Source organism: Streptomyces sp. NBC_01264 (assembly GCF_026340675.1).
In the GTDB taxonomy this organism is placed as follows: domain Bacteria; phylum Actinomycetota; class Actinomycetes; order Streptomycetales; family Streptomycetaceae; genus Streptomyces.
The window spans coordinates 204,113-221,273 of the sequence record NZ_JAPEOX010000003.1 but is presented as its reverse complement, the minus strand read 5'-3'; the positions used below and the strand labels follow the sequence as shown (position 1 = coordinate 221,273).

The following is a 17,161-nucleotide window of genomic DNA, read 5'->3' as shown; positions in this document are numbered from 1 at the left end:
CTGGTCCATGTCGGCTACCGGTCGGCAGACGGTTCGATGTCGGAGCACATCGCCGGCTCCGAGGCGATCAGCTCCAGGGCGTCGGCGGCCGTCAGCATCTCCATCGTCACGAAGCGGGCGGTGATCTCGTGCGGTCCGCCGGTGAGCAGGGCCGACGCCGCCACGTGGGCGGGGCAGCTCGGCAGGTTCTGGACGATCCACCCCTCGGGGCGGTCGGCCACGTCCGGCCCTTCGTCCGTGCCCAGGTAGTCGGCGGACAGTTCCCGTCCGAGCCCGGTGCCCAGGCCCTTGAAGTAGGCCTCCTTGCGCGTCCAGAGCCGGCCGAAGGCCAGCTGCCGGTCCGTGTCGACCTCTATCTCGGCCAGTTCCTTCTGCTCCATCGGGTGCAGATCGGGCATGCACAGGTTGGTCGTCTCCAGCGACGGCACCCGCTGCACGTCGATGCCCACGGTCGAGGTCGCGATCCCGATGAGGACCACCCCGTGACTGTGCGACAGGGAGAAGTGCAGCGGCAGCGGCGAGTCGCGGAGCACCGGCCGGCCGTGGGGGCGGTCGCAGCAGGGGCAGGCGTCGCGGCCGAAGTTGAGCTCGCCCGGCGCGATGCCGGTGTACGCGGAGAGCAGCCGCCGCAGCGCGATGTGGGCGGACAGGTAGGTCAGCCGGTCGTTCGGCCTGATGAACGCGGCGGCCCGTTTGCGCTCCTTCGCGTCGAGCTCGTCCGTGACGAGGGCGTGCTGGTTCTCCTCCGTCAGGTCCGGATGGCACACCCAGAGGTGCATGTCCTGGTCCGGCGGGGTGATCCGGGCCGTCCCGGAGGCATTACTCATCGGCCCGCGCCGGCCGCCGCGGCGAACTGGGGCTGGGATTCCCGGCGGTCCGGCATCAGCGCGGACAGCAGGGCGGCGACCTCGGCCACGCTGTCGTCGCGCAGCAGGTCCGCCGCCTTCACCGTGACGCCCAGCGCCGTCTCGAGCTTCCGCTTGAGCTGGATGGCCATGATCGAATCCACTCCCTGGCTGCGCAGCGGCCGACGGACGTTGATCCGGTAGGCGGGCGGGATGTCGAGGGTCTCGGTGAGCTCCTGGCAGATGTACTGCTCGATGATCCGTATGCGCGCCCCGGTGTCCGCGGCGCGCAGGGCCGGGAGGTCGGGCAACCGTTCGAGCCAGGTGCTGGTGGTCTGCAGTGTCATGATTCGTACCGCCTTCTGCGAGGGGTGGAAGTGTTTTGGGGTAGGGAGGGGCCCGGTCGCCTCCTGGTGGTGGGGTCGCCCCGTCTCGTCGGTGCCGGCCGGACCGTCGGTCCGTGCACGGCGCGGGAGCGCCGGACCAGCGGCGCGGCACGGCTGTGGCGTCACCCTGCCAAGAGCGTCCCGACGGCTTCCGGAGAGCCGATCGCGCTCCGCTCGACGGCCCTCGGACAGAGCTCCGGCCTCGTTTCGTCCGGCTCAGTCCCCGATTCCGCTTGGGGGTCGGGACGGCTGCCCGGCGCCGAACCACCGCAGCATGGCCCGCGGCAGGCCGGCCCCGGTACCGGCCGGTGCGGTCCACACGATGTGGCCGTCCGGCCGTACGAGGACCGCGCCGGTGCCGTGCAGGGGGCCCGGCGGTGCGCCGGGTTCGGGGCGGGCGGTGACGAAGGCGACCCGGTCCGCCCAGGGGTGGGCCGCGCGGCGCAGGGCCGGGTTGCCGACGAGGTCCAGCAGCAGCCCGCGGCCCGGGCGCAGCATGGCCGTCGTGGTCATGACGGGCCCCCAGGGCGTGACCAGCCGGGCGTGCGGGATCCGCGCACCCAGCAGGGTCCGTGGTGGGTCGGTACCGGGCCCTGGAGGATCGGTGCCGGGCCCGCCGGGCCCGCCGGGCAGCAGGTGCGGCTGGGTCCTGATGGTGGCCAGGACCCGGCGGCCGGCCTCGCGCCGCTCGGTGTCGTAGCTGTCGAGCAGGCCGGGCGGCGCCCAGCCCCGTACGGCGGCGGCCAGCTTCCAGCCGAGGTTGACCGCGTCCTGCAGTCCGAGGTCGAGCGCCCGCCCGCCGGCCGGCGCCCGCCGGTCGGCGGCGTCGCCCGCGAACAGCACCCGGCCGGGGAACCGCGCCCCCGTCAGGCGCCGTACGGTGCTGTGCCCGCCGTCGCATCCGACGAGGTAGCGGCCACGGACGCGTACGGGTCCCGCCGGTCCGACGGCCTCGGCCTCCACGTGCTCCTCGGTGACGGTGAGCCCGCGCAGTTCGAAGCGGCGCCGCACATCGGCGCCCGAGGAGGCCGCCCACCGGCCGAAGTGCCCCCGCATCTCGCGGGGCGGGCTGCCCAGGGGTCCGAGCAGGCCCCGGCCGTCGAGGATCTCCATGGTGCGGGTGTGCAGGTCCGAGGACCGCGGCCGAGGCCGCGACGCCGGGGCCTCCCCGCGGTCCAGTACGGTCACCTCGGCGCCGCCGAGACGCAGTTCCCCGGCGAGCATCAGCCCGACGGGCCCCGCGCCCACGACGACGACATCGGTGTCGAGCCGGTCCGGCCGGTCCGGCCGGACCACCCTGTCTTCGCGCGAGCCGAGCTGAGACATGCGCACTCCCCTTGGTCTCGATCCCGGCGGAGACAGCTGACCGGACCGTGCTTCACAGCTTCTTCCGGCCGGGGCGACGGCTCAACACACCGCGTTTTCAGAGCCTGGCCAGAGTTCTGCAGAGGTCGTTCGCCCGTGTAAGCAACGATGCACGCGAAGTTCAGGGGAGAGACAGAAACAGAAGGGGATTGCGGGCTTGCCCGCCTCGACCGGACCGGCCCTCTCCGTCGCCCGGCACACGGCGTGTACACGGATGCCCGCACCGGTCGTAGCCTGCGTAGGCCCCGTGCAGGACACCGCATGCGGCCGGTGGGGACCGCCCGCGCGTCTGCGGTACCGGGGACGGGCGGGACGCGGGATAATCGGGTTCATGGTCATGCTCTCCTCCAGCAGCGCGGCGCCCTCGGCGGCCGAGGTGCTCCACGCCCGGTACGCCGGCCGACTGCCCGCCTCGCTGGAGAAGCTCGCCGGGCCCCACCACGGCGTGGTCGAGCTGCCACTGCACGTGGCCTGGTCCGGGCTGCGGTCCTACGACCTGGACCGGCCGCGGCTGCGCATGGGCCTCTACCGCACCGTCCTCGCCGAAGGCCAGCACGAGGACCTCGTCACGCTCCTCAACCACGACCTCCTCCTCGCGCAGTGGCCCGTCCTGCGTACCCTGGTCAGCCGGCACCTCCGCGAGGTCTGGGAGGACGCCTTCCCCGAGCTGCTCGCGGCGACGGGATCCGCCGCCGCGTGAAGCTGACCGACCTGCACCGCCGACTCCTCGCAGCCGTGATCGACATCGGAGCTCCGTACCCACTCGTGATCACCGGCGGGTACGCCGTCCAGGCCCACGGCCTCGTCGAGCGCATCAGCCAGGACCTCGACGTCGCCACCGAGAACCCCGCCCCGATGGACGAGATCGTCACCGGCCTGGAGCAGGGTCTTGCGGACCGGGGCTGGCAGGTGCGCGTGATCGCCGTGGACCCGCTGTCGGCCCGGCTGATGGTCGTCGACCCCGACACCGGGGAGGAGTGCGAGGTCGACGTCCTCAAGGAGCACTTCTGGAACCCACCGGCCCAGACCGCGTACGGGCCGGTACTCGCCTTCGACTCCGTCATCGGTACGAAGGTCCGCGCCCTGGCCGACCGCGGAGCCGTCCGCGACTTCATCGACGTCCACGCCGCCTCCCGCCACCGCACCACCACCGAACTCGAACGCCTCGGCGAGCGCCACGGCCGTGACGAGTTCCGCCTTCTAGACCTGCGCGACCGCCTCGCCGGTGCGGACTGGGCGGACGACGACGAGTTCGCCGCGTACGGCCTCACCGAGGACGAGACCGCTGAGCTGCGCGGCTGGGCCCGACGCTGGACCGACGACCTCGACCAGCGCCTGCACGAAGCCGACCACGACCACGACGTCTGAGCCGCGCGGCTGGGGATCTTCTGCGACACCCTTCAGCCGGAGCCCTCCGGGGAGTGCGGCGCGGGCTTCGTGTGGAGGACCTCGCGGGCCTGTTCCGCGGCGCGGGTTATGCCCTCGCTCACGAAGTCGACGAAGCGTGCGATGTTCTCGAGGCGGGTGGCGGCCGGGGTGCCCGGGCCGAGGACGTTGACGCCCTGCCGGGCCGTCTCCACGAGCAGGGTGTGGGCACGGGCGCTGGCGATCATGCCCTGGTACCAGACGTCGTCGTCGACGACGTAGCGCTCGCGGCGGCCCTCGTCGGGCTCGCGGCGGACGAGGGACTGGCCTTCGAGGAAGGTGATGGCCTTGGAGACGGTCGCCGGGCTGACCTGGAGGCGCCGGACGAGTTCGGCCGCGGTGAGACTGCCCGCGTCGGTGGTGTAGAGGGCGGCGAGCACCCGGGCCGTCATCCTGGACAGGCCCGACTGCATGAAGATGCCGGCGAACGTCTCCTCGTACGCGCGCACGGCCTCGGAATCGCGCCCGTCGCTCTGCGGGGAGGCCTGCGGCCCGCGGGGCGCGGCCTGCCTGCTCCGGTGGGCGCGGCGTTCGGTGGCGCGGTGGGCCAGGTCCGAGCGGTAGGAGGCGGGGCCGCCGTTGCGCATCACCTCGCGGGTGACCGTCGAGGTCGGCCGGTCCAGACGCCGGGCGATCTCCGCGTAAGCCAGCCCGTCGGCCAGCCCCAGCGCGATCTGCTGGCGCTCCTGCTGGGTGAGTCTGCCTCCCGGCACCGTGATCTCCCTCTGTAGGTCTCCGATGATCGCCAGCATAGCGTTCACTCGTAGTTCATTGCAACGCGTGGAGGGCTCGCGTTGCATTGAATTCAAGACCATTGCAACGATATTCGGCCTCTGAGCTGTGCAGATGTGGGTTTTTCGCAACGAGTATGTTGCGGGGTATTGGAACGCAACGTAGCTTTTCCTCTGTCGGAAACATCCGGCGCCACGGAGACGCTCACAGGAGAGACGCCATGCAGAAGTTCGCCACCACCGCCCCGATCGCCGCCGTCCTCGACATCCCCGCCGGCCGCATCCACCTCATCGCCGCCGACCGGGCCGACGTCACCGTCGAGGTCCTGCCCGCGGACGCCTCGAAGGGCCGCGACGTGAAGACCGCGGAGCGCACGACGGTCACCTGGACCGAAGGCGTCCTGCGCATCGAGGTCCCCGAGGCCGAGAACCGGATCCTCGGCGCCGCCGGATCCGTCGAGGTCACCGTCCAGCTCCCCGCCGGCTCCCGCATCGAGGCGAAGGCGGCCGCCGCCGAGCTCCGGGGCGTCGGACGGCTCGGCGACGTCGCCTTCGAGGGTGCGCAGGCCTCGGTCAAGCTCGACCAGACCGCGAGCGCCCGCCTCACCGTCCAGGCCGGCGACATCGCGGTCGGCCGCCTCGACGGCTCCTCGGAGATCAGCACCCTGAAGGGCGACATCACCATCGCCGAGGCCGTGCGGGGAACGGTCGTGCTGCGCACCGAGTCCGGCGACATCTCGGTCGGCGCCGCCGCCGGAGCCGGCGCCACCCTGGACGCCGGCACCTCCTACGGCCGGATCCACAACGCCCTGCGGAACACCGGGAGCGCCACTGCCCAGCTGGACATCCACGCGACCACCTCCTACGGCGACATCACCGCCCGCAGCCTCTGAGCGCTCGCGGCGCTGGAGCCGGCGGGCGATGCCGTGGAGTTCGACGCCTTGGGCGAGCACTGGCGCCGCGACCTGGACGGCTGCACCCGCGAAGCACCGACGGCCCGGCCCCCGGGACTCCGGGGCCGGGCCGTCGTGGCGTCAGGCGACGCAGCGGAGCATTGTCAGCGGGGGGTTGTCGGCGAGGTTCGCCCAGTGTTCCGCGCCGAACTCCTCTACGCCGGCCTCCGACACGGTCACCGGGATCCAGGTGAGCTCGCTGAATCCGGCCGCCTTCAGGGCGGCCTCGTAGACCTCGCGGCGCGGGAAGTTCGCGACGAACGAGACCGGCGGGTCGAGCAGCGCCGTCGTGCGGACCTGCAGGCCCGTCTCGACCTCCTCACCGGTGAGCTCGGTGCGGAAGCCGTACTTCTCCGGGGTCGGCCCGTCGAAGCGGTAGTCGGGCGACTGGTTGATCAGGAAGAGCTCGGCGCCGGGCTTCAGGCTCCGGTGGATGTTGCGGCACATCCGCTCCGTGGTGGCGATGTCCGAGGCGTAGTTGAGGAGCTGAACGGCCAGCCCGATGTCGAAGGGCTCCTCGAAGGACCGCAGCTCGGCCGCGTCGCCCACCTCGTAGCGCACACCCAGCGGGTCGCGCTCCTCGATCGCCTGCGCGACGGCGACCATCTCGCCGGAGATGTCGATCCCGAGCACGTCGCTCGCGCCACGCCGCTTGAGTTCCCGGCTGTAGAAGCCGGTGCCGCAGGCCAGGTCGAGCACCGACTTGCCCGTCACGTCCCCGACCAGGGACAGGAATCCGGGCACGATCGCCCACTGCTCCAGCGGAAGGGCCTTGAACCCCTCGTACGCCTCACCGATCTCGTCGTACTGCTCCTGTGCACTCATCGTGCGGTCCTCCCCGTTGGTTCCTCACCGTGCGAGAGGGCCCGCCCCGCCCGTGAGCGCGGCGGATCAAGCCCTCCGACCGGCAGTCTCTCCCAAACGGACGGGCCATCAGCCTTGGCGAAAACCACGAAAACCGGCCACCCCTCCCGGCCTCCCGCACAGCCGCCTCCGGGTGGCGGCGGGGGCGCGGCGGGGGCGCATGCCGAAGGGGACCCGCCGGGTGGCGGGTCCCCTTCGAAGCCCCGGTGCGTGGGTTTCCGGGGAGTTGCGGGGGCCTCGGCTCAGGAGGCCACGAGCGCGACGCACATTCCGCCGAGCGCCACCGCCTGGAGCAGGACCCGGACGTTGATGACGCTGTCCCAGGTGCGCTGCAGGCCACGGGCGTCGGGTGCGACGCGGCAGTCCAGCGCCGCTCCGGTCAGCTCCTTGTTCACGGGCGCGCTCACCTTGTTGTAGATGACCAGCCACACCACGAGGGCCAGGGCGGCCACGCCCGAGGCCACGGACGGGGTGGTCTTGCCCTCGAATCCGGCCACGGCCGCGGTGCCGACCGTGGCGACCAGGCCGAAGACGCCCGGGATGGGCATCCGGCTGTCGCCGAAGCGGTGGATCTGGCCCATGGCGCTGGTCAGGGCCGCGTCGTCCACGTGGGCCATGGCCGGCCGCTGGACGAGTGCCGAGAACACGTCGGTTCCGTAGACCACCGCGTTGGCCATGGTGGCCACCACGGCCAGCGTGAGCAGGAGCGCTTCCATCACAACCACCTCTGTCGTTCTGCCGGTTGCCGCGTGGCCGTCGCGCCACGGGGATATAGCGATGCTAGATGTCCTGCTGACACTATCAACATCGACGCTCGTAATGCTAGCGTTGACAACTACCGGAGTCCGTCAGGGATCTCGTACCCGATGGGAGCGGCCTGGCCGCCCGGACAGCCACGAGGAGAGCTTGAGATGGCCATAGGACGACGTCCCCGTCGCGTACTCATCGCCGGCGGAGGGATCGGCGGCCTCGCCGCAGCCCTCGCACTCCAGCGCAAGGGCTTCGAGGTCGTCGTCTTCGAGCGGGCCGAGGAACTGCGCGACGGCGGTGCCGGACTGCACATCTGGACCAACGGCGTGCTCGCGCTGGACTACCTGGGCCTGGCCGAGAAGGTCCTGGAGATCGCCCCGGCCCAGCAGACGGCGCACTTCAGCACCTGGCGGGGCGAGGTGCTCGGCGCCTGGCCGGTGGGCGACTTCGTCACCCGGTACGGACAGCCCACCATCGCCGTCGAACGCTCCGTGCTGCACGGCATCCTGCGCGACGCGCTGGAAGGCCCCGTGGTGCGCACCGGCGCCCAGGTCATCGGCTTCGACCAGGACGCCGAAGGCGTCACCGTCCGCTTCGCCGACGGCGGCAGCGACCGCGGCGACCTGCTGATCGGCGCCGACGGCATCCACGGAGCCGTGCGCGACGCCATGTTCGGCCCCGCCAAGAACCGCTTCAGCGGCTACATCGCCTGGCGCGGCCGGGCCCCCATGGAGCACGCCGACATCCCGGCGGGCACCTTCAACGCGATGTTCGGGCCGGGCACCCGCTTCACCTACTACGACGTCGCCCCCGGCCTGGTGCACTGGATGAGCGTGGCCAACGGAGCGCCCGGCGGGCGCGACGAGCCCGGCGTACGGGACATGCTGCTGCGCCGCCACGCGGGCTGGGGCGGCCCCGTCGCGGACATCCTGCGCGCCACCCCCGAGGAGTGGATCCTGCGCGGCGACGTCGAGGGCCGCAAGCCCGAACGCCAGTGGGGCAAGGGCCGCGTCACCCTGCTCGGGGACGCCGCCCACCCCATCACCTTCAACATCGGCCAGGGCGCCTGCCAGGCCCTGGAGGACGCCCTGGTCCTGGCCGAGCACCTGGAGCGGGCCGGCAGCGACCCGGTCGCGGCGCTGCGCGGCTACGAGACCGAGCGCCGCGGGCGCACGGCGCCCCTGCAGCGCATCGCCTGGCGCATCGGGCAGATGGGCTCCGTGGAGAACCCGCTGCTGATCAAGGCGCGGGAGGCCTTCATGCGCAAGAACTGGAACACCAAGGCCTTCGGCGCGGCCGAGAAGGGGCAGGTCGCCTACGGGGCCCGCTGGGCCAAGGCCCCCGGACGAGCGCTCACCCAGCCGGCCGCCGCGCCCGGAGCGGCCGCCGAGTGAGTCGAGGCGCATTCGAGGAATGCGCCAGAACGTGCTGCCAGATTTCACGGGGTCGAGGACCGGCCGCCCACGGCTCGACACCGGGGCGGCCTGTCACCCACAACTCAGTGAGGTAGGAACGGGGATGATCGACAATCTCTTCACGATGTTTCCCGGTCAGGGCTCGCAGCGCGCGGGCATGGCCGGACACCTCCTCCGCGAACACCCCCGCACGGCCGGACGCGTACTGGCCCGGGCGGAGGAGGCCACGGGACTCCCCCTGACGGAACTGTGCACCACGGCCCCCGAGGCGGACCTCGCACCGACCGAGATCGCCCAGCCCGCCATCGTCGCCACGAGCCTCGCGGTGTACGAGATCCTGCGCGAGCGGACGGGCTTCCGGCCCGGCGCCGTCGCCGGGCACAGCCTGGGCGAGTACACGGCCCTGATCGCCGCCGGCGTCCTCGAAGCGGGCGACGCGCTGCGCCTCGTACGCCGCCGCGGCGAGCTGATGGCCGGGGTCTCGCGCCGGGTGTCCGGGGCCATGACCGCGGTCATGGGGCTGGCTCCCGAGCGGATCGAGGAGCTCTGCGCGGCTGCCGCACCGCTCGGCGTGGTGGAGGTCGCCAACTACAACGAGGCCGGCCAGACGGTGATCTCCGGCCAGAGCGAGGCGGTCGCCGAGGTCGGCCGGCTCGCCCTGGAGGCGGGCGCCGAACGGGCCGTGCCGCTGAAGGTCTCGGCACCCTTCCACTGTTCGCTGATGAGCGCGGTCGAGGACGAGTTCACCGCCGAACTGGAGCGCACCACGTTCTCCGCGCCCCGGCTGCTCGTCATCAGCTCGGTGACCGGCGCCGCGGTGCGGGACGGGGCGCACGCCCGCGACCTGCTCCGGCGCCAGCTCGCCGGCCCCGTGCGCTGGGTCGACGTGCTGGCGGCCGCCTCGGTGCACGGCGTGGGCGGCTACCTGGAGGTCGGCCCCGGCCGCGTCCTCAGCGGCTTCGCCAACCGCTGCGTACCCGGCGCCCTGGTGCGCAGCACCAACGACGAGCGCCGCATCAGCACCCTGCTGCGCGACCTGAGCACGGAGCCCGTCGTGGGCGCGGTCGCCGCCTAGCCGCGTACGCCGGCCCGTCCCTCGGACCCTCGGACCCTCCGTCCCTCCGGCCACCTGTCTCCTCCGGCCCTCCTCCTCACCCTCCTTTTCTCCCTTCGCGAGAATCCACTTGAAAGGCAGCAAACGGTGCCCGAAACCCTGACCACCCTGTCGACCGACTACCTCCCCGCGGTCCAGGCCGCCATAGCCGACGCCCTCGGCATCGACGAGGCCGAGGCCGTTCCCGACGCGACCCTCCTCGGGGCGCTGGGTGCCGAGTCCATCGACCTGCTCGACATCCTCTTCCGGCTGGAGCGCGCCACCAAGGTGAAGATCACCGTGGCCGACATCGCCAACCTGCTCCAGGGCGGCATCCCGGACGAGGAGTTCGGCGACGAGAACGAGGTCGTCAACGACACCGGCCTAACCCACCTGGAGAAGGTCCTGCCGCAGTTCGACCGCAACCAGCTCGCCGAGCCGCTGACCGCCGAAGGCGTCCTCGGCCTGTTCACCGTGCAGAACCTCACCGATCTGCTGACCGAGCGCGCCCACGCGGCCGCCGCAGCCTGACATGCCCTCCCGCGTCCGCCCGGCGCCCACCGACGGGCCGGGCGGATGCGGGGTGGCGCCGGGGCCCCTGGGCCGTCGGCCGCAGCAGCCAGGACGCCCACCTCGTAGCAGAAACGGGAAGAGACAGATGAAGCTGAAGGACCGCACCGCCCTGGTCACCGGCGCCTCGCGGGGCATCGGCCGGGCCATCGCCCTGGCCCTGGCCGAACAGGGGGCGGCTGTCGCAGTCAACTACCGCTCACGCCGGGAGGACGCCCTGGCGGTCGTCAAGGAGATCGAGGCGGCGGGCGGCCGGGCCGTGGCGATCGGCGCCGACGTCTCCGACCCCGCCGAGGCCGCGGAACTGGTCGCCGAGGCGATCCGACAGCTGGGCTCCCTGAACGTGCTGGTCAACAACGCGGGCACCAGCGACGACGGCCTGATCTACCAAGGCGCGCCCGACGCCTGGCTGAACGTCATGAAGGTCAACTTCGGCGGGGCGTACCACTGCACGCACGCCGTCATGGAGCACTTCATGGCCCAGGGCGACGCCACCGTCGTCAACATCTCCTCCGCCATGGGCGAGCGCGGCTGGATCGGACAGTCCAACTACTCCGCCTCCAAGGGCGCCCTGAACTCCTTCACCCGTTCCGCCGCGATCGAGCTCGCGCGGTTCGGCGTACGGGTCAACGCGGTCCTCGCCGGCTTCACCCCGACCGAACTGGTGGGCGAGGTGCTCCAGCGCGACGGCGGCAAGAGCATCAAGCGCCAGATCCCCCTGCGCCGCTTCGCCACCGTCGAGCAGGTCGCCGCCGCCGCCGTGTTCCTGGCCGGCCCGGACTCCGGCTACACCACCGGCGAACTGCTCACCGTCGACGGCGGATTCTCCGCCCAGCTCGGCATCGGCCGCCCGTAACGGACCGGAGGGAACGGAAGAAGAAGAGACGACCATGCGATTCCATCTGATCGACCGGATCGAGACCTGGACCCCCCGCGAGCGGATCACCGCACGCAAGGTCACCACCGTCGACGAGGACTACTGGCAGGACACGGCGAACGGCCCGGCACTGCCCTTCGGACTCGCGCTGGAGGCGCTGTGCCAGTCGGCCACCTGGCTGATCATGCTCAGCACCGACCACACGCTGCGCGCGGCGCTGCTCGCGGTCGGCGAAGCCACCGCCCACCGTCCGGTGGTGCCCGGTGAGGTGCTCCGCATGGAGGCCAGGATCGAATCGATGAACGACGACGCCGCGATCCTGGACGGCACCGTCACGGTGGACGGCGAGACCGTCCTGGAAGCGAGCGGCATCATGTGCGCGCTCATCGACGCCGAGCGTCTCGACGACCCGGCGAACACGGCGCGCATGGCGCGACAGCTGCAGGGCGGAGGACCGGTCGGATGAAGCGCGTAGCCATCACCGGAGTCGGGGCGGTCACCCCTCTCGGGAACGATGCGGACAGCACCTGGGAAGGCCTGGCCACCGGACGCAGCGGAGTCGGTCCGCTGACCACCTTCGACGCCTCCGGATTCCCGGTGCGCATCGCCGCACAGGTCAAGGACTTCGACGCGGCGGCCGCCATCCCGGCCAAGGTCGGGCGCAAGCACCTCTCGCGCGTCGGCCAGTTCGGGGTCGCGGCCGCCTGGGAGGCGGTGCGCTCCGCCGGGGTCGACGAGCTCTCCGAGGAGGTGTACTCCGCCGACGAGCGCGGCGTCGCCATGGGGGCCAGCGTCGGCCGCCCCGAGCTCCAGGCGCTGCTCGACATCGGGCACCTGCGGGCCACCACCGGCCGGGCGGACGCCTTCATCTGCCAGCCCCCCGCCCTCACCCTGACCGACGACCAGAACGTGCCCCTGGCCGCGATGGCCCGGATGGTCGGCGGCACCGGTCCGATGCTGGGCATCAGCACCGCCTGCGCCGGATCCGGGCACGCCATCGGGGAGGCGTACCGCGCCATCCAGGAGGGCGACGCGAAGCTGATGATCGCCGGCGGCTACGACTCGCTGACGACCTGGCTCGACCTGCTCGGCTTCAGCCTCCTCGGGGCCCTGACGGACCAGTACAACGAGGACCCCGAGCACGCTTCGCGCCCCTTCGACGCGGACCGCAGCGGCTTCGTGGTCGGCGAGGGCGCCGTCGCCGTCATCCTGGAGGACATGGACGCGGCCCGCGAACGCGGCGCCACCATCCTCGCCGAGGTGCTCGGCTACAGCTCCACCCTCAACGCCTACCGCATCACGGACTCCCCGCCGGACGGCTCCGGAGCGATCCAGGCCATGGAGGGCGCCATCGCCGAATCCGGCCTCGGCACCGCTGGCATCGACTACGTCGTCGCGCACGGCACCAGCACGCACGGCAACGACCAGTCGGAGACGACCGCCATCAAGAAGGTGTTCGGCTCCGAGGCCCAGCGGATCGTGGTCAGCGCGCCCAAGTCCATGGCCGGACACCTGACCTCGGCCAGCCTCGGACTCGGCGTGCTCGCGGCCGTCAACGCGATGCAGCACTCCCTGGTACCGCCCACCCTCAACCTCGACCGGCCCGACCGCGGCCTCGACCTGGACTACGTACCACACACCGCGCGCCCCATGCCGGTGGCCGGAGTCCTCATCAACGCCTTCGCGTTCGGCGGCAGCAACACCAGCATCGTCATAAGCGCCCCCCAGGAGGAGGCGTGAGCACCGCGACCGAGGTGAGCACCGCGACGGAGCTGAGCACCGCGACGCGGGTGAGCACGAGGACCGAGGTCCCCCACGGCTTCGACCGCCTCGTCGAGCTCGTCCCGGGCGAACGGGCGGTCGCCGTCCGCAACATCCCCGCCACCCTGCCCGTCTTCGACCACCACTTCCCCCGTCACCCCATCCTGCCGGGCGTACTGCTCCTGGAGAGCATGGCCGACCTGGCCAAGGCCGTGGCGGGCGCCGACCCGGCCGGATGGCGGCTCGCCTCCGTACGGGGCGTCCGCTGGAAGCACTTCGTGGCCCCCGGCGACCAGGTCGAGATCACCGTCGAGGTGACGGGCCGCACGCAGCAGACGACCGATGTACGGACCACCGCCCGGGTCGAGGGCCGTGTGGTCGCCGCCGCTCGCCTCCTCACCCTGGTGAGCGCAGAGAAGCCCAGGGAGGGCACAGCATGAGCGACGACAGGCGGCGCGTGATGGTGACCGGCATCGGTCTGATGACCGCGATCGGTCAGGGCGCCGCACCCACCTGGGAGAACCTCCTCGAGGGCCGCAGCGGCATCGGCCCGCTGCGCGCCTACGACCCGTCCCCCCTGCGCACCGGCATCGGTGCGGAGATCCCCGACTTCGACCCCAAGCAGTGGGCCAACCGGCGCACCCTGCGCATGCTGTGCCGAGGGGACCAGCTCGCCCTGGCGGGCGCCACCCTGGCCCTGCGCGACGCCGGCCTGGACGGCGAGGGCGACCTCGGCCAGCGCACCGGGCTGTTCCTCGGCAGCAACAAGGAAATGCCCCGCATGGACGAGCTGATCGCCCAGCTCCAGGCGGTCCGCGCCGAGGACGGCACCCCCGACCTGTACAAGCTGGGCCAGACCGCCTCCTCGGTGATCGCCCCGCTGTTCTTCGTCGAGGGGCTGCAGCCCGCGGCCGGCTTCCACATCTCCGAGAAGTACGGAATCCGCGGCGCCAACGCCTACTTCGCGGGCACCGCCGACGCCGGCGCCATGGCGATCGGCCGCGGGATGCGCACCGTACGCCGGGGCGAGGCCGACATCGTGCTCGCGGGCGGGTACGACGACGCCACCGGCTGGTGGGCCATGTCCAAGATGGACGGCCTCGGGGTCCTGTCCACCCGTACCGACCTCGGCCAGGAGGCCTTCCGGCCCTTCGACCGGGACCGCAGCGGCTCCGTGTTCGGCGAGGGCGCCGCCCTCCTCGTCCTGGAGGAGCGCGAACACGCCCTGGCGCGCGGCGCCCACTGCTACGCCGAGGTCACCGGCTACGGCGCGGGCAACGACTGCGTCCGCCCGCCCAGCCCGCAGGCCAGGGCCCGCGGCCTGTCCCGGGCGATCGTCCGCGCGCTCGACGACGCGGGCGGCGTCTTCCACGACGGTGGCTACATCGCCGCGCACGGCTGCGCCACCGTCCAGGGCGACGCCAGCGAGACCCTCGCCCTGCACGACGCGCTCGGTACGGCCGCCAAGGCGGCGCAGATCAGCAGCATCAAACCGCAGACCGGCCACCTGGTCGGCGGAGCCGGGGCGCTGAACGCGGCCGTCAGCGCGCTCGCCCTGAACTCCGGCGTCGTCCCCGCCACCCAGAACCTGCACCACCCCGCCGACGAGTGCGACCTCGACTACGTACCGCTCACCCCGCGCGAAACGCGGCCCGACAGCGCACTGGCCCTCGCCCGCGGCCTGGAAGGCCAGGCGGTGGCCATCGCCATGGGGCGGGCCTCATGACGGACATACGGACCCACCCGGACGGAGAGCGGACATGACCGACGACGTGTACGAGCACGACACCGCGCCGGACGGCACGGGCCGGACCCGGACCGTGGTGGTCTGCGGGGTCGGCGCCGTGACCGCCCAGGGAGCCACCGCCACGGCGCTGTGGGAGGGCGTACGGGCCGGATACTCGGCCATCGGACCGGTGCGCGGCATGCCGATGGACGGCTACGGAACCGACATCGGCGGCGAGGTCCAGAGCGAGCTCGCCCCCGGCTACGACTACCTGGCCGCCTTCGGCGGGCGGGAGCGCGAGCCGGCCGTCGACTTCGCGCTGGCGGCGGCGCGTGAGGCGCTGGACCAGGCGGACCTCGGCGGCGTGCCCGCCGCCCGCTGGGGCGTCTCCTTCGGCTCCTGCAACGGCGGCCTGCGCAGCGCGGAGAAGCTCGCCCGCCGCGCCCGGGCCGGAGCGGCGCCCGAGGACGACGGCCGGCACTACCTGCTCGTACCGCCGCAGGCCATCGCCGAGGCGCTCAGCAGCGCCTTCGGGCTCAAGGGGCCGTCGCTGTCGGTGAACACGGCGTGCGCCTCGGGCGCCCACGCCATCGCCCACGCCGTCGAGTCGATCCGCTCGGGACACTCCGACGCCATGCTCGTCGGGGGCAGCGACGCCTTCACCGAGACGGCGTGGGCCGGGTTCACCAGCCTCCAGTCGCTGTCCAGCAAGCCGGCCGCCCCCTACTCCAAGGACCGCGACGGCCTCTCCCTGGGCGAGGGCGCGGGCATGCTCGTCCTGGCCGAGGAGTCCGTGGCCCGCGCCGCGGGCGCCACCGTCCTCGCCGAGGTCCTGGGCTACGGGCTCTCCGCCGACGGCTACCACGCCACCGCCCCGCACCCCAAGGGCGAGGGCGCGGCCCGCGCGATCCGCGGCGCGCTGCGCTCCTCCGGCCTCACCGCCGAGGACGTCGGCTACATCAACGGCCACGGCACCGGCACGCCCAAGAACGACTCCGCCGAGAGCAACGCGGTCCGCGCCGCTCTGGGCGAGGCCGCCGAGAAGACCCCGCTCAGCAGCTCCAAGTCGATGATCGGCCACCTGCTGGGCGCCGCCGGCGCGGTCGAGGCCATCGTCACCGTCCAGGCGCTGGTCGAGCAGATCGCCCCGCCGACCGCCAACTTCACCGGTGTGGACCCCAAGTGCGGCCTGGACGCCGTGCCGGACTCCGGGCGCGCGCACGCCATGGACGCCGCGCTGTCGAACAACTTCGCCTTCGCCGGGGCCAACGCGTGCGTGGCCTTCGGCCGTCCCGACGGCCGGCGCTTCACCGCCGAGGTCCCGCCCGCCGGGGAAAAGGTGGTGGTCACGGGCTTCGCCGCGATCACCTCGGCCGGTACGGGCGCCGAGGCGCTGTGGCGGGCCTGGCGCGAGGGCAGCCCGCTAGGCGCGCAGGAGGACGGACTGCGCGTCGCGCGCGCCGACTTCGACCCGGCGGCGCACTTCTCGCCCGCCGAGCGGCGCCGCGTGGACCGCCTCGGGCAGCTCGCCGTGGCCTCCTGCCGCGTCGCCCTGGAGCACGCCGGCCTCACCGCCGACGAGCGGGTCGGCGTCGTCCTGGGCACCGGGCTGGGCCCGATGCGCAGCATCGAGGACTTCCTGCAGCCCGTCCTCGACATCTGCCCCTCCTACGGCAGCCCGGCGGTGTTCCCCAACACCGTCTTCAACGCCGCCGCGGGCCAGGTCGCCATGAACGTCGGCGCCAAGGGCCCCACCTCCACGGTGACGACCGGGCACGCGGCCGGGGCCTCGGCCCTGACCGTCGCCTACGACCTGCTGGTCCAGGGCCGCGCGGACGCGGTGCTGTGCCCGGCGGTGGAGGACCTCTCCCCGGGCGTACTGGAGGCCTACCGCGGCCTGCCCCTCTTCGGGGACGAGGGCTACACCCTCTCCGAAGGGGGCATCGCCCTGGTCCTGGAGCGCGAGTCGAGCGCCCTGGCCCGCGGGGCCCGGGTACTGGCCGAGTTCGCGGGGCACACCACCACCTGCGACGCCCAGGGCATCGGCCGCTGGGACGCCGAGGGCGAGGGCGTCGAGCGGGCCATGCGCGGGGCCCTGGCCCACGCGGGCGTCCAGCCGGGCGAGCTGACCGGGATCTGGGCCAACGCGGCCGGTCTGGAACGCGCCGACGGCCCCGAGGAGCTGGCCGCCGGCCGGCTCGAAGGGGCGGGCTCCGTCCCGGTCCACACCCCCAAGCGGACGCTCGGCGAGCCGGCGGGCGCGGGCGCGCAGCTGGCGGCCGTGCTCGCCCTCACGGGCTGGGACAACGGCCTGGCCAGAGGGCCGGTCCTGATCAACAGCTCCTCGCTCGGGGGGACCCACATCAGCCTCGTCCTGCGTCCCGCTACGGAGAACTGACC

Annotated in this window: 18 protein-coding genes; 12 read left to right on the top strand and 6 right to left on the bottom strand. The window is 72.8% G+C overall.

The features are described from left to right. Window positions 1-14: 14 nt before the first annotated feature. The 3 genes from OG435_RS44785 to OG435_RS44775 form a co-directional block, all read right to left on the bottom strand. On the bottom strand, window positions 15-827 hold the full coding sequence (locus OG435_RS44785) for a 4'-phosphopantetheinyl transferase family protein (RefSeq protein WP_266886923.1): 813 nt from the start codon (window positions 825-827) through the stop codon (window positions 15-17). After that, complete coding sequence (locus tag OG435_RS44780; protein ID WP_266886921.1) at window positions 824-1,192, bottom strand: acyl carrier protein; 369 nt, start codon at window positions 1,190-1,192, stop codon at window positions 824-826. The genes OG435_RS44785 and OG435_RS44780 overlap by 4 nt, the downstream gene beginning before the upstream one ends. Before the next feature lie 255 nt (window positions 1,193-1,447). After that, a complete protein-coding gene (locus tag OG435_RS44775; protein WP_266886919.1) occupies window positions 1,448-2,557 on the bottom strand; it encodes an FAD-dependent monooxygenase in 1,110 nt (369 codons plus the stop codon). A 370-nt stretch (window positions 2,558-2,927) separates the two neighbouring features. On the opposite strand from OG435_RS44775, the gene OG435_RS44770 reads away from it, so the two are divergent. Together OG435_RS44770 and OG435_RS44765 are read left to right on the top strand one after the other, a co-directional pair. Beyond that, window positions 2,928-3,296, top strand: a complete 369-nt coding sequence (locus OG435_RS44770) for a hypothetical protein (RefSeq protein WP_266886917.1) — start codon at window positions 2,928-2,930, stop codon at window positions 3,294-3,296. After that, window positions 3,293-3,964 (top strand): nucleotidyl transferase AbiEii/AbiGii toxin family protein, encoded by a 672-nt coding sequence (locus tag OG435_RS44765; RefSeq protein ID WP_266886915.1) that lies wholly within the window; start codon window positions 3,293-3,295, stop codon window positions 3,962-3,964. The genes OG435_RS44770 and OG435_RS44765 overlap by 4 nt, the downstream gene beginning before the upstream one ends. A 32-nt stretch (window positions 3,965-3,996) precedes the next feature. On the opposite strand, the gene OG435_RS44760 is transcribed toward OG435_RS44765, so the two are convergent. Next, a complete protein-coding gene (locus tag OG435_RS44760; protein WP_266886913.1) occupies window positions 3,997-4,734 on the bottom strand; it encodes a GbsR/MarR family transcriptional regulator in 738 nt (245 codons plus the stop codon). A gap of 239 nt (window positions 4,735-4,973) precedes the next feature. Here OG435_RS44760 and OG435_RS44755 point away from each other — a divergent pair, with 239 nt between their 5' ends. Beyond that, on the top strand, window positions 4,974-5,645 hold the full coding sequence (locus tag OG435_RS44755; RefSeq protein WP_266886911.1) for a DUF4097 family beta strand repeat-containing protein: 672 nt from the start codon (window positions 4,974-4,976) through the stop codon (window positions 5,643-5,645). Between the two features lie 141 nt (window positions 5,646-5,786). Here the strand turns inward: OG435_RS44755 and OG435_RS44750 are convergent, their stop codons facing one another. After that, complete coding sequence (locus tag OG435_RS44750) at window positions 5,787-6,530, bottom strand: class I SAM-dependent methyltransferase (RefSeq protein WP_266886909.1); 744 nt, start codon at window positions 6,528-6,530, stop codon at window positions 5,787-5,789. A 281-nt stretch (window positions 6,531-6,811) separates the two neighbouring features. Next, the gene (locus OG435_RS44745; protein ID WP_266886907.1) at window positions 6,812-7,285 is read right to left on the bottom strand and encodes a DUF1772 domain-containing protein; all 474 of its coding nucleotides are present in this window, start codon (window positions 7,283-7,285) and stop codon (window positions 6,812-6,814) included. Between the two features lie 195 nt (window positions 7,286-7,480). Here OG435_RS44745 and OG435_RS44740 point away from each other — a divergent pair, with 195 nt between their 5' ends. The 9 genes from OG435_RS44740 (at window position 7,481) to OG435_RS44700 (ending at window position 17,159) form a co-directional block, all read left to right on the top strand. Continuing rightward, entirely contained in the window at window positions 7,481-8,713 is a 1,233-nt protein-coding gene (locus tag OG435_RS44740) for an FAD-dependent monooxygenase (protein ID WP_266886905.1), read from the top strand. A 124-nt stretch (window positions 8,714-8,837) separates the two neighbouring features. Continuing rightward, window positions 8,838-9,809 (top strand): ACP S-malonyltransferase, encoded by a 972-nt coding sequence (fabD, locus tag OG435_RS44735; RefSeq protein ID WP_266886903.1) that lies wholly within the window; start codon window positions 8,838-8,840, stop codon window positions 9,807-9,809. Window positions 9,810-9,935: 126 nt separating this feature from the next. After that, complete coding sequence (locus OG435_RS44730; protein WP_250745298.1) at window positions 9,936-10,358, top strand: acyl carrier protein; 423 nt, start codon at window positions 9,936-9,938, stop codon at window positions 10,356-10,358. Window positions 10,359-10,485: 127 nt separating this feature from the next. Then, a complete protein-coding gene (locus OG435_RS44725) occupies window positions 10,486-11,253 on the top strand; it encodes an SDR family NAD(P)-dependent oxidoreductase (RefSeq protein ID WP_266886900.1) in 768 nt (255 codons plus the stop codon). A 34-nt stretch (window positions 11,254-11,287) separates the two neighbouring features. After that, window positions 11,288-11,740, top strand: a complete 453-nt coding sequence (locus OG435_RS44720) for a 3-hydroxylacyl-ACP dehydratase (protein WP_266886899.1) — start codon at window positions 11,288-11,290, stop codon at window positions 11,738-11,740. Next, a complete protein-coding gene (locus OG435_RS44715) occupies window positions 11,737-13,014 on the top strand; it encodes a beta-ketoacyl-[acyl-carrier-protein] synthase family protein (RefSeq protein WP_266886897.1) in 1,278 nt (425 codons plus the stop codon). The genes OG435_RS44720 and OG435_RS44715 overlap by 4 nt, the downstream gene beginning before the upstream one ends. Continuing rightward, window positions 13,011-13,475: a 3-hydroxyacyl-ACP dehydratase FabZ family protein gene (locus tag OG435_RS44710; RefSeq protein WP_266886895.1), complete on the top strand. Its 465-nt coding sequence runs from the start codon at window positions 13,011-13,013 to the stop codon at window positions 13,473-13,475. The genes OG435_RS44715 and OG435_RS44710 overlap by 4 nt, the downstream gene beginning before the upstream one ends. Continuing rightward, window positions 13,472-14,761, top strand: coding sequence for a beta-ketoacyl-[acyl-carrier-protein] synthase family protein (locus tag OG435_RS44705; protein WP_266886894.1), 1,290 nt, complete (start codon window positions 13,472-13,474; stop codon window positions 14,759-14,761). Before OG435_RS44710 ends, OG435_RS44705 begins: the two co-directional genes overlap by 4 nt. A gap of 34 nt (window positions 14,762-14,795) precedes the next feature. Continuing rightward, the gene (locus tag OG435_RS44700; RefSeq protein WP_266886892.1) at window positions 14,796-17,159 is read left to right on the top strand and encodes a beta-ketoacyl-[acyl-carrier-protein] synthase family protein; all 2,364 of its coding nucleotides are present in this window, start codon (window positions 14,796-14,798) and stop codon (window positions 17,157-17,159) included. Window positions 17,160-17,161 lie beyond the last annotated feature (2 nt).

Coding starts and splice junctions, on each gene's coding strand:
- OG435_RS44720 (WP_266886899.1), top strand. CDS start 11,288: ATGCGATTCCATCTGATCGACCGGATCGAGACCTGGACCCCCCGCGAG.
- OG435_RS44755 (WP_266886911.1), top strand. CDS start 4,974: ATGCAGAAGTTCGCCACCACCGCCCCGATCGCCGCCGTCCTCGACATC.
- OG435_RS44705 (WP_266886894.1), top strand. CDS start 13,472: ATGAGCGACGACAGGCGGCGCGTGATGGTGACCGGCATCGGTCTGATG.
- OG435_RS44715 (WP_266886897.1), top strand. CDS start 11,737: ATGAAGCGCGTAGCCATCACCGGAGTCGGGGCGGTCACCCCTCTCGGG.
- OG435_RS44750 (WP_266886909.1), bottom strand. CDS start 6,530: ATGAGTGCACAGGAGCAGTACGACGAGATCGGTGAGGCGTACGAGGGG.
- OG435_RS44775 (WP_266886919.1), bottom strand. CDS start 2,557: ATGTCTCAGCTCGGCTCGCGCGAAGACAGGGTGGTCCGGCCGGACCGG.
- fabD (WP_266886903.1), top strand. CDS start 8,838: ATGATCGACAATCTCTTCACGATGTTTCCCGGTCAGGGCTCGCAGCGC.
- OG435_RS44780 (WP_266886921.1), bottom strand. CDS start 1,192: ATGACACTGCAGACCACCAGCACCTGGCTCGAACGGTTGCCCGACCTC.
- OG435_RS44770 (WP_266886917.1), top strand. CDS start 2,928: ATGGTCATGCTCTCCTCCAGCAGCGCGGCGCCCTCGGCGGCCGAGGTG.
- OG435_RS44745 (WP_266886907.1), bottom strand. CDS start 7,285: ATGGAAGCGCTCCTGCTCACGCTGGCCGTGGTGGCCACCATGGCCAAC.
- OG435_RS44700 (WP_266886892.1), top strand. CDS start 14,796: ATGACCGACGACGTGTACGAGCACGACACCGCGCCGGACGGCACGGGC.
- OG435_RS44785 (WP_266886923.1), bottom strand. CDS start 827: ATGAGTAATGCCTCCGGGACGGCCCGGATCACCCCGCCGGACCAGGAC.
- OG435_RS44740 (WP_266886905.1), top strand. CDS start 7,481: ATGGCCATAGGACGACGTCCCCGTCGCGTACTCATCGCCGGCGGAGGG.
- OG435_RS44725 (WP_266886900.1), top strand. CDS start 10,486: ATGAAGCTGAAGGACCGCACCGCCCTGGTCACCGGCGCCTCGCGGGGC.